Below are 14,561 nucleotides of genomic sequence, written 5' to 3' on the forward strand. Positions count from 1 at the left end.
GAAGTGACACAATGAATTGGACGAAGGCCGAACGTTATCGTTCACTCCGTGACGTGAGCGCCCTCGAGATGGAGGTGCTCCGTGCAAAGACGGGCGCATCGCCGTGGCGGTTTGGATACCATATCCAGCCGCCGACGGGCCTCCTCAATGACCCGAACGGCTTCACCTATTACGATGGAGAGTACCATCTATTCTATCAATGGTTTCCGCTCGGGCCAGTTCACGGTCTCAAACATTGGTATCATGTCAGTTCGAACAATCTCGTCCATTGGACCGACCGCGGGGTGGCGTTAGTCCCTGAAACGAAGGAGGATTCCCACGGTGCCTATTCTGGAAGTGGGTTCGTCGTAAACGACACCCTTCACGTCATGTATACCGGGAATCATCGTACGGACGATTGGACGCGTCACGCCTCGCAAATTATCGGTGTCTTACGTGACGGGATGATCGAGCGGCGCAACGTGGCCATCCCGGATATTCCGGCAGGTTACACGGAACATTTCCGCGATCCGAAAGTATGGGAAGAAGATGGATCATATTATGCGATTGTCGGTGCACAGCGAACGGATGAGACAGGATGTGTCGTCTTATATCGTTCGACCAACTTGAATGATTGGACGTTTTTAGGTGAGGTGAAGACCGAGCTCGAGCAGTTCGGTTACATGTGGGAGTGTCCTGACGTGTTTGAACTGAATGGAAGGCATGTCTTCATTTTTTCTCCGCAAGGGATTGAGCCTGAAGGTCATCGCTATCACAACATCTATCAATCTGGATACGTCACAGGTACGCTCGATTTAGAGACGCTCGTCTTCACGCACGAGTCGTTTGAAGAGCTCGACTTCGGGTTCGACTTTTACGCCCCGCAAACGACGGAGCATGATGGTCGTCGCTTCTTAGTCGGGTGGATGGGCCTACCGGAGATTGAATATCCTACAGACCGGTACGGCTGGGCACATGCGTTGACGTTGCCACGTGAGCTATCACTCGAAGATGGCAAGTTGATACAACGACCAATCCCTGAAATGAAGAAACTCCGAAAAGACCAGTTTGTCAACGAATCAGGGACACGGCTTGACGTGGTTTCACCCGAACGTTATGAGTTGGAACTGTCGACGGCTGGCGAAGACTTCAAACTTGAACTATTGAAGACGGAAGATGAGTCGCTCGTGATTCGGTACGAGAAAGATACACGCGAATTGACCATCGATCGGACAAACGCGGGTGAACCGTTCGCGACGGAGTTTGGGACGACCCGGACAAAAGTGATTGAGGTCACGTCCCTTCATCTGTATGTCGACTCGTCGAGTGTCGAATGTTTCGTCAATGACGGTGACGCTGTGGCAACCCTTCGCGTCTTCCCAAGTGATGGTGAGAAACGGGTCCGCTACGTCGGAGACGAGGCAAGTTTAGTCGGTTGGAAATATGAGTGAGTGTAAAAGCTGAGCGTTTGCTCGGCTTTTTAATTTTTCCAAATGTTGAAACCGTTTCGATTGGATCTACGTATAGATGAAGAGAAGAGAGGGGTGAGAGAATGGATAAAATGATGAAGTGGGTTGATGCAATTCGAACGATTACCGCACCATTTGGGGATCCGATTGGGGAAATTGAGAATGAAGAAGTTGAACGCGTGATGGTGGCGGAGTCATCAGAGCGCGGAACATTCAATCCGGAAGCAGCGTTAGAGTTTCATGAATTGAGCCAGGTGCGGGTGTTTGCGGAAATGCTACGAAGTTCGGAAGAAATCGAATACATTGAGATTGAAGTAGCACCCGATTTTGATCTCTTGCTGCAATTTAAAGGTGGGGAGCAAGAGCGTTATCAGCTTTGGCTCGGTCAACCGAACCGTCCAAGTGTCATCACGAAATTTGGACGGGATGACGTGGTCTACAAGATACCGGAACATACGACGAATCGACTGATTGAAATTTTAGGATTAAATACGTAAAAAAGCACCTCTTTTTGAGATGCTTATGAGTTGAATCGGATAAACCGTTCGATTTGTCGCTCTGATTTTCTCGCTTGTCGTCCGACCCAAATGAGATGTCCTGGGCTGTTCAGGATCGTTAACTGAGCATGCGGGATCAATCGTTTCGCGTAATGCGCATGACGAACCGGGACGGCCTTGTCATTTTTTGAATGGACGATGTAGGTCGGGCAGGTGACACCGAGTAAGACCTCACTTGAGACACGTTGTTTTAAATCGAACTGTGCGCCAAGTCCAAATGCCATCTGATTCGCGACACGTTTTAGGAGGAAGATGTCGTATGGTGACACCTCTTCTCGAATCGTCTCGAGTGCCAACACACTCGTCGATTGAATCATACGGGCCGTCGCTTCGAATGGATGTTTTTGAATGGCACGAGCGATGAACTGCTTCATGATGTATTGAAGTGCAATAAATGCGGGTTGGACAATATTTCGACTGACCGTGTCCCGATACGGGAAATCGACGACACTCGTCACGGCGGCAGCGAGGGTCAAGCTGAGTACACGCTGATTCTGTGAAGCGAGCTCGATGGCGGTCGGTCCTCCGGCAGAGATGCCATATACATGATACCGCTCAATCTTTAGCATCTGCATCAAGTGATGGAGTTGTATCGCAAACGCTTGAGGGGATGCTGAAAACGAGTAGGGAGTTTCTCCATATCCAGGCCGAGATGGGACAATGACCCGGAAACCGGACAAAACGAGTTGGTCCACATGGTATGGTTCTAGACTTGAGGACTGGGTCCCATGAATCAGTACGATGACGGGACCGTGACCACGGTCTATATATTCGATTTTTGAGCCGTTGACGTGTGCATAATGTTTCACTAGAGATGGCGCCTCCTTAAACAGTTTGTAATGGAAAATACCTTTATTTCGTGGAAATAAAATGATAATGTCTGTTTATACATAATTTAGATAGAGAAATGAAAGGGGATAGAACCGTGAATAACCGAGAGCGGTTACTTGAAGTACGACGTTTCTTTGAACGTTACACGGACGAAGCGAATCCAAAGACGCTAGAGGATTTGCTTGAACATTTATCAACAATCGGAGATACTTCTAAGTTAGCAAAAAAATCGGTGAAAGACGATATCCAGGCACTGAATAATTCGGGGTTTGAAGTGCAGGATGAGTTGGAGAAGAATGGTCTCGCCAAAAAATATTGGCATTCGGCTCGCTTATTTGAGATTCATGAACTTCGGATGATGGTCGATGCAATCGTCGCAGCCAAGTTCATTTCACAAGATGTGACCGAAGAAATCGTTGAGAAACTTCAAATGCTGACGAGCATCCCTGAAGCGAAGACGCTACAATCAATCATCAAGACGCCGAAGAAAAAACACGGACACATTCCTTATCATATCGATCGTATCCAACGGGCCATTCATGAACGAAAAGCCATCTCGTTTCAATATACAGATGTCGTCGGATTCGATGTGACGAAGCGAACGTTCCCGCTTCGTCGTGACGGAGAACGTTATGTCGTCAATCCGATTGACTTGCATTGGAATCACGAGCAGTACTATTTGATTGGTATCGATGAATCCATTGGAGAAGTGCGGAACTATCGAGTCGACCGCATCGTCAATTCGGAGATTGTGGAAGACGGCACCATTCGCCCGAAACATCACCTACCTGATGACTATTATCAAAAGTCGTTCAATATGTATAACGGTTTGGATGAGCAAATCGTCTTGTCTGTGGACGAGCGGGTACTCCCGGTCATCTTTGATAAATTAGGGGAGGACGTTTCTGTATCGGAACATGGAGAACGATTCCTCATCCGTTTCGATGCCGCCGTTTCTGACGGATTCATTTACTGGTTGCTCTCTTTAGGCGCACAGGTAGAAGTGGTCGAACCGCTCACGCTCCGTGATCACATGAAAGCCACAATCGAAAAAATGGCAACTACTTATGAAAACACAAGCATTCATTCCTCTATCGAGTGAGTAGATGTGCTATACTGCTTGCGACACTAGATGAAGGGGGACAGGCGGATGTTAAATTGGATGCCATTGATCATTCCAATTGTCGCTGTCGTTTTCGTGATCATCGTCGCAAGACGTGCGATGAAAATGGATGAAGAGAATTAAGAAGGAGAGACATCGTCCAAGATTGGGAGATGTCTCTTTCATTATGGAGGTAAAGCGTGGATACGATCACACATACGATATTCGGATTGACACTATATGGTGCAGCCGATAAACGTGATTTACAACAACATGAAAAGCGAGCCTTGTTCGTCACGACACTCATCGGGAGCCAAATCCCGGACAGCGATGTGATTTCACGGTTGTGGGATACGGAAGGAATGTATCAGATGTGGCATCGCGGCATCACACACTCCATCTTTCTTGTTCCGCTCTTTGCACTACTCATTTACATACTCGTTCGTCTTCTCTTTCGCGTGACGGATATCCGCTATTTTTGGTGGGCACTGTTGTCTGTGTTCATACACAACACATCCGATTTATTCAATGCATGGGGGACAGGCTATTTTGAACCGGTCTCGGACGTGAGAGTTACATTCGGTGTGATCCCGATTGTCGATTTTGTCTATTGGGGAATTTTCTTGGTCGCCTGGCTAGTCGCCCGTAAACAAGAAGTCCGCTATAAGACGTATCGGTATGCATGGGCGGCTCTCGTCCTGTATGTCGCGATTCAGAGTGCGCAAGGAGCCTATTTGTATCAGACCTACGCGGACGAACATGATGAAGTGGCGCTCTCCGCTTCATTCATCCCGACTCAGTTCACCGTCATCACGAAGTCTGACGAGAACGTATCGCTTTTTAAAGATTCCATTTATCAAAAAGCAACCTTGCAATACGAATTGACGAGTGCCGAAAAGACGAATCTTGAGCCATTGTTTGAAGTGAATCAAGAGGCACGCACATTGACCAAATGGTCACCGTTCGTCGTCGTCGTGGCAAATGAAGAACGGCTCGGCGTCTTTGACCCACGTTTTTATGACGGAGAATCCTCATTTTTATATGAATACATCGAAAGGTAGGGCAACGGATGGGACGTATACGATATCTCTTTATCTTTGCATACGAACAGGCACTTAGTTGTATCTTCCCGGTCGCCATCTTTGGTGCGCTCGCCGTCACGAAATTTGTGGAGTTACCGCTCCCGCGATATGATGTCTTACTCATCTGGTGTCTGTTCGTCCAAGTGATTCTCGTGAAGACGGGACTTGAGACGATGGAAGAAGTGAGGGTCATCAGCTGGTTCCATGTCATCGGTCTCGGACTTGAACTGTTCAAAGTGCAGATGGGGTCATGGAGCTATCCGGATGAGGCGTTCACGAAAGTGTGGGGTGTTCCGCTCTATGCGGGATTTATGTACGCGAGCGTCGGGAGTTACGTCGTCCAGGCATGGCGTCGCCTCGATCTACGATTCACGAAGATGCCGAATCCGATCATTGCCTTCGGACTTGGGATTGCCATTTACTTTAACTTTTTTTGGCATCATGTGTGGCTAGATTTACGGTGGCTGCTGATTGCACTCATTTTCTTGGCATTTGGTCGCTCGGTTGTCTCGTACAAACTCGATGACCGCCGATTCGAGATGCCGGTCGTCCTGTCTTTCTTCTTGATTGCCTGCTTCATCTGGCTGGCTGAAAATATTGTCACCTTTTATAACGGCTGGGCGTACCCGGACCAGATGAACGGCTGGACCATCGTCGATTTGGGTAAACTGTCGTCCTGGTTTTTACTCGTCATCATCAGCATCCTGCTTGTCGCTTGGCAAAAGCGAAAACTAGAATATGAAACGACTTAACTCGACATGTGTCGAGTTTTTTTATGAGGTGCACCGAATCCTTTTTTGTAAATAGTCGTATTATAAAATGAGGTGATGGGGTTGTTGGAAATTGTGCTCGCTTGGTTCATTGGATTATTGTGTTTAGGATCTCTTGTCATCTACTGGAGAGAGTGGCGGAAGACACGCAATCGTGTGAAATTGGGACGAGTCTTTCTCGCTGTCTTCGCATCAGTTGCTATACTTGGAATGGCGGGGATGGAGACGTATGACCGTATGGCGACGAATTACGTTGTCGAGACGGGAGAATGTTATGTCGTGGATGACCAATCATCGAAGGGCTCATCGAACGTGACGTTAAGGTTCGGCGAGCGTGCATATGGTTTCAAGGAAATACCGGACATTGCATATGGTCCAGGGCATGTGTTTTCATGTCGTGCGACGATGACGAAGCAGATGCACTCAGGAATTGAATATGAGTTGCGCTCACTTGAAGGTGAGTTATTGTACTCAACCCATTCAGATGATTGATTGTATGACATGGTCAAACAAAAACGTGTTCAAAGCTAAATTCATAGCTTCGAACACGTTTTCTTGTCCATTTTTTTATATGTACGCCCTAAAAGTAACATCATAAAGATGAAAGCCAGACCACCAATCAAATTGGTTACAAACAAGATGTACTGAAACGACAATAGACGGAGACCAGCCTGGTATATAAGTGACAGCGAGATCACTGCAAAAATGAAAATTCCAAAAGGATTAGCTAAAGTCGCAAATAATTTATTTTCCATAGTCACGCTCCATTTATGCTGATTTACTTTTTCGATTCCATCATACGTGTTCGCTTTCTCTCTAAAAAGATCGGAAGGATATTCATAAAGATTGCCGCAATCGTCAAGAACCACAGTGCTCGCGACATACCGGGTACGACATCCGTTATGGCACCCCAGTCTTTAGCTTCGACCCACATGTTGAGCAAGCTATATTCTGCGCATAACGTCAATGCTGTCAAGGATAGGGCGATTGCCATTGTCAGTTTATAATCCTTCTCCATCATAAATACAGTCAAATTGATAAGCGTCGCCCCAATCGCAGCGAGTCCAAAAATAATCCACATGCTTCAACCTCCTAAATTTTTCTACAAATCTATCATAGCATACATCATTATCCATAATGATTTCTGAAAATTGTTTCTATTCACATAATAAATGTGCTAGAATCAGTGGAAAGTGTCTTTGGATATTATTCCCTTTAGAAAATAAACAATCAACCGGACATCCTTTTACACTTTTCATTGAGATATGTCATCCAAAGGAGATCGAATTATGGCCTATATTGCAAGAAAATCTGCACATCTTGTCATCGCATTCTTTGTCTTGATTGCAATTAGTGCGTTACCGACGCTTGTCGTTCAGACCGATTTTAGTCTGACGAGTTATTGGAGCGGTATCGAGCAACAGCTGAACCAACTTCAAAAGCTTGACGAGATTACATACTACAATATCACCGCTCAAACAGACTTACCTCTTTTGCCGGAACTTGGACCGCTCGTCAAAGAGTCGGTCATCATTTTTACGACGGCGCTCGCCGTGTCGACTGCGCTTGGTCTATTGTATGCATATTTCTATTACCGGAGCGGTAGAAGGGTTCGCACCGTCCTGCACCAAACGAGTCAGACACTCGAGATGGTACCGGATTTGTTCTGGTTAATTTTTTCTCAATTTCTTGCGATTACAATCCATAAGTCGACGGGGTTCGACCGAATCGAAGTGGCAGGCGGGTTCGCAGAGTACATTCGGTTTCTCCCGATTGTCACCTTGACACTGACGACGTTGTTCTTCTTCATCAAATGGCTGACCATCCATATCCATGAACAAGAGGCCATCCCGTATCTCGAGCTCGCACAAGCGAAAGGGATTCGGCCGAGTGGACTGTTTTGGAAGCATTTGTTGCCGAACATCATCTATCGATTTTACCTCTTTTTCCGTTCGAACATCATCACCATCTTATCGACGCTTCTCATCGTCGAATATTTGTTCAACGTCCAGGGACTATTTCGCTTCGCCGTCTACAATCCACAGATGGAGATCTTGCTAGTCATCTTATTCGTCATCTATCTCCCGATTTTTCTATTGGACCTATTCATTGAGTGGATCATTCCAAATGCATGGAAAGGTGGGGTTTGATGCGCCGAATATTAATGCGTGATCCGATTTTTATCGTCTGTTTTGTCATTGTAGTTGGGCTCCTTATCATGAGTTTTGGAAATACCGTGTTTCGTGATGGGAATGTGGATCAAACCCTTATGCTCTATTCAGATGAGGGGAGACTTATCGGAATACCGCCATTAGAGCCGTCAAAAGATCAATGGCTCGGAACGGACTATGCTGGATATGATTTATTTCAGATGTTCGTGGAAGGTTTTAAGTGGACTGTCGGGATTTGTGCGATTGTCGCGCTTGGGCGGATGACGATCGGTTTATTGGTGGGGATTCCGCTTGCATTCAGGGGGACACGGTTAAACCATTTCTTTAAAACGTTGCTCGATGGATTTTTGATTTTACCGATTTCGTTACTGGCATTGATGATGCTCGCGTCGACGATGACATTTTGGGATTCGACACTAGTACCTCCTCTATTGGATCGAGTGAAAATCGAGCTAATCGTTTTAGTCGTTCTCGGACTACCCGCCGTCACGTTATACCTGATCACAGAGATTCGCCAATTGCTTCAACAAGAATTCATGATTGTGGCTCAAACACTTGGAGGCGGGATTTGGCATCGCGTGAAATTACATCTCTTCCCGCATCTTGTCCCAACCCTCGTGATCGTCTTCATGCAACAGTTTGTCCAGACGCTCATGTTACTCATTCATCTTTCACTGTTTGGAATCTTCTTTGGAGGGACTGTTCTCTTGCAAGAAGGTGTCATGCCGACGATTTATGAGTGGTCTTCAATGTTCGGGTATTACTTTAGACAATTCACTGCGATGACGTGGATGACGAATCATTTGTTCCTGGTTCCGGCACTTGGACTGGCGGCACTCATCTTTATCTTTAACTTGTTGACGAGTCGACTTGAACGGGCATTCCGTCTACGTCGTCAAGAACCGATGGTGACCGAAATGAACATTGCACAATCGGAAGCGGCTGCCGCTTCATTAGACAATCCGTTTTCCCTCGTCAATTCGAGTGTATCAGTAAAGAATGAACCGGATGATATCGTTTGATATGATCCGGTTTTTCCATGACTGATGGACTGAATCCTGTTATTGGAGGGAACGTATATAACAGATTGAGGTGACAATTCATGAATGGAGTGAATCGATATGAAAGCTGCGATTTGTACCGCGTATGGGCCACCGGAAGTACTCGTCATTCAAGAAGTGCATCAACCGAAGCCGAAAAGTAATGAGTTACTGATTCAAGTCCATGCATCGGCCGTCCACTCGGGAGACCGACGCCTCCGCGCACTAGACGTTCCAGCTTTAGGAAAACTACCGATGCGATTAGTTGTTGGGTTTAAGGCGCCACGTCAACCGATTCTCGGTGTCGTGTTGGCAGGTACAGTCGTAGAAACAGGCAACAGTGTGAAAAACTTTCAGGTAGGAGACAACGTCTATGCCCTTACTGGGATGCGTTTTGGTGGTTATGCCGAGTTTGCATGCGTGAACGAATCGAAATGTGTGTTTCAGATGCCCGCGCATGCCAGCTTTATCGAGGCAGCGGCGCTACCATTTGGTGGGACGACTGCATTACATTTTTTACGGAAGGCACGTATCGAGCGAGCGACGAACGTTCTCATTTATGGTGGAGCGGGTGCTGTCGGTTCGACTGCCGTCCAGATTGCGAAGCACTACGGCGTTCATGTGACTGCGGTATGCCATGAACGGAACATCGAGCTCGTGAAGCGGCTAGGGGCAGATGTAGTCGTGGACTATTCGAGAGAAGGGTATGACCGTGAATTGGGTACGTATGATGCCGTCTTTGACGCTTCGGGGAAAATTGATAAACGACTAGCCAAAACGCACGTTGCAGAGAACGGGGCGTTCAGTTCCGTCGCGGGACAAGGACCGGCGAGCGAACGAAAGGAGGATTTGAAGTTCTTAAACGAACTGTTTGAAGCAGGAGAGCTACAACCCGTCATTGATTCGGTTTATTCGCTAGATGAGATTGTCGAGGCACACCGATACGTCGATCAAGGGAAAAAGGTTGGGAATGTAGTGGTGAAAATCAATGAAGAATCAATCAGATGATAGATGGTAGTATAAAGAGAAGTATCAAATTTTTTCGTGAGGTGTGGTTGAGAACCTCACTTACATACCAACTAGACGAATCATGAGAGCGGGCGAGTAGTCATGAATATATTGATCGGGCAACCAAAAATGGAACGAAGTCTTAAGCAACTGAAGCAAGAGATTGAGTCGAACCCTACGGTGGATTTGATTCTCTATCCGGAGGGATATTGTACATATACTGAATTAGATGAGCTGAGTGACTTAGCAATCAAATTCAACACATCGATTGTTTTAGGGTATCGAGATGATACGAATAAAGATCGGGTTCTCATTGTAAATAAGAATGGTGAGACGTTGTTAACGCGACGGAAAACACCTGAAAGTGAGCGCTTGTTCATGCCATCAAGTGTCATAGATGGAGCGGAGGAATATGGATACTTACTTTGAAGGGAGATTTTTATGGGGGTAGAGGGATTAAATAATCATGAGCATCTATCAATCATATTCAATCCAATTGGAGTCGGCATGTTTAGTGAGGAACAATTCACGGAGTGGACGGAAGAAGCGAGAAAAATTGCGATGGAACGAAAAGCGATGATTATCGGAACGAGTCATGCGGATGGATCGTATCGAAATTGTGGAATCTCGATTCCGATTGCATATTGCTTTGATAAAAATGGGGAAGAAGTGTTTCTATCTAAAAATGATACGCGGACGCGAGTGTTAGAGACTGATTCAAGAGTTACTACATTCGTCTAACAAACCGTGATTTCCTATAAAAAATGAAATACGTGTAAAATGAATAGATTTATTTCACATACCATTAATTAAACTCAAATCAGAAAGCGAGTACTTATGAGATACCTTTTCAAACGAAAACACAAGAGTGATTGCAACTGCTCGATATGTGGCACGAGTAAAGAACATACAGTCGGCTTTGAATCGATCATGCCATCAGTATTAGACGGCCTATCGAAACGGGAGATGAAGAAGCGCGTCGTTTTGACAGATGATATTTGCGTCCTCGATGAAGCTCATTTCTTTATCAACGGATGCCTCGAACTCCCGATCATTGGAGAAGACGATCCTTTCATCTGGAATGTCTGGGTATCACTCAGTCCGGATAACTTTTTCAAAGTCATCGATTTATGGGATGAACCAGCTCGTGTAGACCTCGGCCCGATGTTCGGCTGGTTATCGACGGATCTTCCCATCTATCCAGATACCATCAATCTAAAGACAAACGTACATATGCGTGGAGTCGGACTACGTCCATTGATTGAACTCGAACCAACGAATCATCCTCTTGCAATGGAGCAGCGTAATGGTATCACGAGGTCGCGGGTCGATGATATATTCCGACTCGTTGAACGTAGCGGATAAAGGAGGAGTGCAGGGTGAGTCAATTGAAGTCATCTTTGATTTTCGATTTGTATACAGGAAATCAAGCGCTCACTTCGATTCAGCAGAAGATGTTGGAGCGAATCGAGTTACTTGTTCACGACAAACGATTCAAAGAACTTGAACAATTCATGGGCAACACTCCGGACATCGAGCAGCTGTTAATTGACTATGTGCTGCTCGATCCGACCGAATCATATCGCTGGGATTTGCTTATTGGTTACGAACGGTTGGATCGGATTGAAGATTATGATCGAGTGAATGCATTTTGCCGAACCGCCTTTTCATACCATCCAGATAAACCCTTCTATTTTGCCTTGGCATTATATGATATGGGATGGAATGATTTTGAGATAGACGAGGAAGTCATTGAAGTGGCGAATCGATTGATTGAAGTAGCAACACCTGAAGTTTCTGCATTGATTTGTCTAAGCGTTTCAAAGGTGCTACGACATAAAGAGCGCGAATATCTTCAAATGGCAATTGAGCGATGTCCGTGGGCAGTACAGCCATATTTTTCTCTAGGTGAGCATTACAGCCGGTATAATCCGAGATTGGCTAAAACCTATACGGGAAAGGGTGTGGCTCAATTGGCTCTGAGTTTTGATGATTCAGGCAAGAGTCACGTAGCGTCAAAGACTGGTTTCAATCCGATTACGTGGAAAGAAGGTTGTTGCTCTGATTTACTAGGAATGAATATGAATTGGTCAGAATACCAAAAATACAAGCGAGCCATCAAGTCACATAGATAAGCAAGGACATGAGGAATACGAGGAGGGTTTTTATGAGAATTACAGAAGCCAGGCTCTATACGAACCGGCTAGACGAAATGAAACGTTTTTATGTGGAGAAGCTCGGACTATCCGTCGTGGACGAAAATTCGACCCGCTTTCAAATCGAATTAGGAGAAGATACCTTGATATTTCAAGAGGCTATAACGGAGCAAGAGCGACAGTACCATTTCGCGATCAATATTCCGGCTAACCGGTTCAAAGAAGCGAAGGAATGGATCAAGTCACGTGTCCCGCTTTTGACCGAGGACGGGGAGGACGAAATCTATTTTGAAGGGATTGATGCATCATCGCTTTATTTTTACGACGCGGACGAGAACGTCATCGAGTTGATTGCTCGACATTCGATTAATCCGGAAAGTAACATCGAGTCCTTTTCGTCAAATGAGTTTCTTGGAATCGGCGAGATGAGTTTGACGGTAGAAGACCCGTCTCTCGTCGAAAAGGCGCTTGAGACAATTGGAGTTAGACGGAGAGATGGGAACTCAATCGACCCCCGTCATTTAAACTTCATGGGTCCTCCAAATCACGGTACATATATGCTGATCGTACCTCGAGGGCGCGTTTGGCTCTTTTCACCAAAATTGTCGATTCCGAGTCCGATTCAGATGGTACTTGATCAACAATACATCGTCGAAATGGATGAGAAACTCGAATTTCATATTCACTCCATCAAAAAATGAGTTCACGATTGAACTCATTTTTTAGTCTTTGATTCGACATACCGATAAATTTCTTCTAATCGTATGGGTGCGTTCTCTAAGTTCACCTCAAACGATTTGTCTGAGCATTCAACAGTGAGCGAATCGCCGTTTTGACGCGAATACTCTAGTAATAGTGGTCTGATTCGCTCATGTACAATTTGTGCATTTTCAATTGAGGTTCGAGGGAAAATCATGGCGAATGTGTCATGCGCCACCCGATACTTCTTGTCCGTTCGTCGAGTCGCTTCGTGAAGTTCGTCACTAAAATAGTCTAAAAACCACTCATATTCGGATGAACCATACCGTTTTTCAAAATGATTGAGAATGGGCAATGTGATGAATGACACCACGAACGTCTCACCGTGGCGAATCAACCGATCCCGTTCAGCCTCTATATCCATCAAAAAACGATCTCGGTTATCAAAACCGGTCTCCGGGTCTACCGCAATCAACTGACTGACTCTCGCTTCCGCAACCTTTAGTGCAAACTGAGCATGGAACAGGATGACTTGTAGCCAGTAAGACAAACCCGTCAAAATCGCTAATAGTAACAACATGTATAGTTGCGCGGTAGCAGCCGTCGCATATACAGGCATGTTGATTAAAAAGTAAGCTGCGAATCCTAATAGAATAAGTACACCAGAACCTCGATGTATGAGCAAAGTTGAAAGATAAAGAATCGGAATACAGATCATCCACCAAACAGGGAGATGATTTATCATCAGTACAGAGGAAAATAGAATACTACATGCCAATGATACAACGATGAGTGTTATCAGTTGTAGTGAACTCGTTGTCCAGTGTCTCATAGGTATCCTCCTCTTAAAGAAATAAATTGCAATCATAACACTATTATCCATTTTCCGAAATAGTGATTGTTTAAACCGATTCGAACACTTGATTCATTATAAAAGATTCAGTGCATTAAAAAAGGCTTAATTTTGAAAAGACGTGAATGTTTCCGAACATCTCTATAGGATAAGAAGAATGAAATATTGGTGTATAATGGAAAATGAGGTGATGGCATGAATCGAAAACATGTATTGATTGTCGGAGGGACAGGGATGTTGGCCGAGCTCACATCTTATTTAGCGATTGAACAGGATGTCACGGTCATTGGACGAGATAAAGAAAAAATGGCAAGCATCGTACAACGAAATCCTGAGACGTGTCATCCACTGATCGTTGACTATCGCGAGGAGGAAGCACTTTTAAACGCACTACAGTACGCAGTGAAACAAAGAGGTCCGTTTGATCGAGTCATCGCCTGGGTGGATCGAGGCTCAGGAAGAGCGATGCAACTCATTTTGGATCATTCGGAAAATTCAGACGTGATACATATTTTAGGTAGCCGGGCGAATCCGGAATATGAGAAGAATTGTCTATGTCGCAATGAACAACAAACGTATCGACAAGTTCAATTAGGTGAAATTCATGAGATGGCATCTGTCCGTTGGTTGACACACGACGAGATTGTAGAAGGGGTTCTCGATGCCATTCAGAATCAAGACGACTATCGATTGATTGGGACACGAAAGGATGACGTAGATGTTCACTCGAGAAATGATTAGTGAATGGATGGGGATGTACCACGAAATTCATTTTCAGATTAGGATGAAGGGATTCATCAGTTCAAAAGATATTCATACATACACGTCACATGTAGTTAGGAGG

Annotated in this window: 18 protein-coding genes; 15 read left to right on the forward strand and 3 right to left on the reverse strand. The window is 45.4% G+C overall.

What is annotated here, in order from left to right; all coding sequences use genetic code 11:
• Nucleotides 1-11 precede the first annotated feature (11 nt).
• Nucleotides 12-1,430, forward strand: coding sequence for a glycoside hydrolase family 32 protein (locus KNO66_RS03705; protein WP_214740539.1), 1,419 nt, complete (start codon nt 12-14; stop codon nt 1,428-1,430).
• A gap of 101 nt (nt 1,431-1,531) precedes the next feature.
• Nucleotides 1,532-1,945, forward strand: a complete 414-nt coding sequence (locus tag KNO66_RS03710) for a YhfM domain-containing protein (RefSeq protein WP_214740541.1) — start codon at nt 1,532-1,534, stop codon at nt 1,943-1,945.
• A 23-nt stretch (nt 1,946-1,968) separates the two neighbouring features.
• Here KNO66_RS03710 and KNO66_RS03715 read toward each other — a convergent pair whose 3' ends face one another.
• Entirely contained in the window at nt 1,969-2,814 is an 846-nt protein-coding gene (locus KNO66_RS03715) for an alpha/beta fold hydrolase (protein WP_214740543.1), read from the reverse strand.
• Between the two features lie 116 nt (nt 2,815-2,930).
• Here KNO66_RS03715 and KNO66_RS03720 point away from each other — a divergent pair, with 116 nt between their 5' ends.
• The 4 genes from KNO66_RS03720 (at nt 2,931) to KNO66_RS03735 (ending at nt 6,282) form a co-directional block, all read left to right on the forward strand.
• Nucleotides 2,931-3,938: a helix-turn-helix transcriptional regulator gene (locus KNO66_RS03720; RefSeq protein ID WP_214740545.1), complete on the forward strand. Its 1,008-nt coding sequence runs from the start codon at nt 2,931-2,933 to the stop codon at nt 3,936-3,938.
• Between the two features lie 200 nt (nt 3,939-4,138).
• On the forward strand, nt 4,139-4,999 hold the full coding sequence (locus KNO66_RS03725) for a metal-dependent hydrolase (protein WP_214740547.1): 861 nt from the start codon (nt 4,139-4,141) through the stop codon (nt 4,997-4,999).
• An 8-nt stretch (nt 5,000-5,007) separates the two neighbouring features.
• Entirely contained in the window at nt 5,008-5,772 is a 765-nt protein-coding gene (locus tag KNO66_RS03730) for a DUF817 domain-containing protein (RefSeq protein WP_214740549.1), read from the forward strand.
• An 81-nt stretch (nt 5,773-5,853) separates the two neighbouring features.
• The gene (locus KNO66_RS03735; protein ID WP_214740551.1) at nt 5,854-6,282 is read left to right on the forward strand and encodes a hypothetical protein; all 429 of its coding nucleotides are present in this window, start codon (nt 5,854-5,856) and stop codon (nt 6,280-6,282) included.
• Between the two features lie 286 nt (nt 6,283-6,568).
• Here the strand turns inward: KNO66_RS03735 and KNO66_RS03740 are convergent, their stop codons facing one another.
• Nucleotides 6,569-6,871 (reverse strand): hypothetical protein, encoded by a 303-nt coding sequence (locus tag KNO66_RS03740; protein ID WP_214740553.1) that lies wholly within the window; start codon nt 6,869-6,871, stop codon nt 6,569-6,571.
• A gap of 208 nt (nt 6,872-7,079) precedes the next feature.
• Here KNO66_RS03740 and KNO66_RS03745 point away from each other — a divergent pair, with 208 nt between their 5' ends.
• The 8 genes from KNO66_RS03745 (at nt 7,080) to KNO66_RS03775 (ending at nt 12,866) form a co-directional block, all read left to right on the forward strand.
• Nucleotides 7,080-7,940, forward strand: coding sequence for an ABC transporter permease subunit (locus tag KNO66_RS03745; protein WP_214740555.1), 861 nt, complete (start codon nt 7,080-7,082; stop codon nt 7,938-7,940).
• Nucleotides 7,940-8,983 carry an ABC transporter permease gene (locus tag KNO66_RS03750; RefSeq protein ID WP_214740557.1) on the forward strand — a complete coding sequence of 348 codons (1,044 nt, stop codon included), beginning with the start codon at nt 7,940-7,942 and terminating at the stop codon, nt 8,981-8,983. Before KNO66_RS03745 ends, KNO66_RS03750 begins: the two co-directional genes overlap by 1 nt.
• Before the next feature lie 99 nt (nt 8,984-9,082).
• On the forward strand, nt 9,083-10,009 hold the full coding sequence (locus KNO66_RS03755; protein WP_214740559.1) for an NAD(P)-dependent alcohol dehydrogenase: 927 nt from the start codon (nt 9,083-9,085) through the stop codon (nt 10,007-10,009).
• A gap of 129 nt (nt 10,010-10,138) precedes the next feature.
• Nucleotides 10,139-10,438: a dehydroquinate synthase/iron-containing alcohol dehydrogenase family protein gene (locus tag KNO66_RS14850; RefSeq protein WP_251128051.1), complete on the forward strand. Its 300-nt coding sequence runs from the start codon at nt 10,139-10,141 to the stop codon at nt 10,436-10,438.
• Between the two features lie 12 nt (nt 10,439-10,450).
• Complete coding sequence (locus KNO66_RS14855; RefSeq protein ID WP_251127288.1) at nt 10,451-10,750, forward strand: hypothetical protein; 300 nt, start codon at nt 10,451-10,453, stop codon at nt 10,748-10,750.
• Nucleotides 10,751-10,846: 96 nt separating this feature from the next.
• On the forward strand, nt 10,847-11,374 hold the full coding sequence (locus KNO66_RS03765; RefSeq protein WP_285800711.1) for a DUF2199 domain-containing protein: 528 nt from the start codon (nt 10,847-10,849) through the stop codon (nt 11,372-11,374).
• 14 nt (nt 11,375-11,388) lie between these two features.
• A complete protein-coding gene (locus tag KNO66_RS03770) occupies nt 11,389-12,144 on the forward strand; it encodes a hypothetical protein (RefSeq protein WP_214740561.1) in 756 nt (251 codons plus the stop codon).
• A gap of 32 nt (nt 12,145-12,176) precedes the next feature.
• Nucleotides 12,177-12,866: a glyoxalase gene (locus KNO66_RS03775; protein ID WP_214740563.1), complete on the forward strand. Its 690-nt coding sequence runs from the start codon at nt 12,177-12,179 to the stop codon at nt 12,864-12,866.
• A 14-nt stretch (nt 12,867-12,880) separates the two neighbouring features.
• Here KNO66_RS03775 and KNO66_RS03780 read toward each other — a convergent pair whose 3' ends face one another.
• Nucleotides 12,881-13,696: a diguanylate cyclase domain-containing protein gene (locus tag KNO66_RS03780; RefSeq protein WP_214740565.1), complete on the reverse strand. Its 816-nt coding sequence runs from the start codon at nt 13,694-13,696 to the stop codon at nt 12,881-12,883.
• A gap of 216 nt (nt 13,697-13,912) precedes the next feature.
• Between KNO66_RS03780 and KNO66_RS03785 the strand changes: the two genes are divergently transcribed.
• Nucleotides 13,913-14,458, forward strand: coding sequence for a Rossmann-fold NAD(P)-binding domain-containing protein (locus KNO66_RS03785; protein WP_214740567.1), 546 nt, complete (start codon nt 13,913-13,915; stop codon nt 14,456-14,458).
• Nucleotides 14,459-14,561 lie beyond the last annotated feature (103 nt).

This window comes from Exiguobacterium sp. s48 (assembly GCF_018617395.1).
Taxonomy (GTDB): Bacteria; Bacillota; Bacilli; order Exiguobacteriales; family Exiguobacteriaceae; genus Exiguobacterium.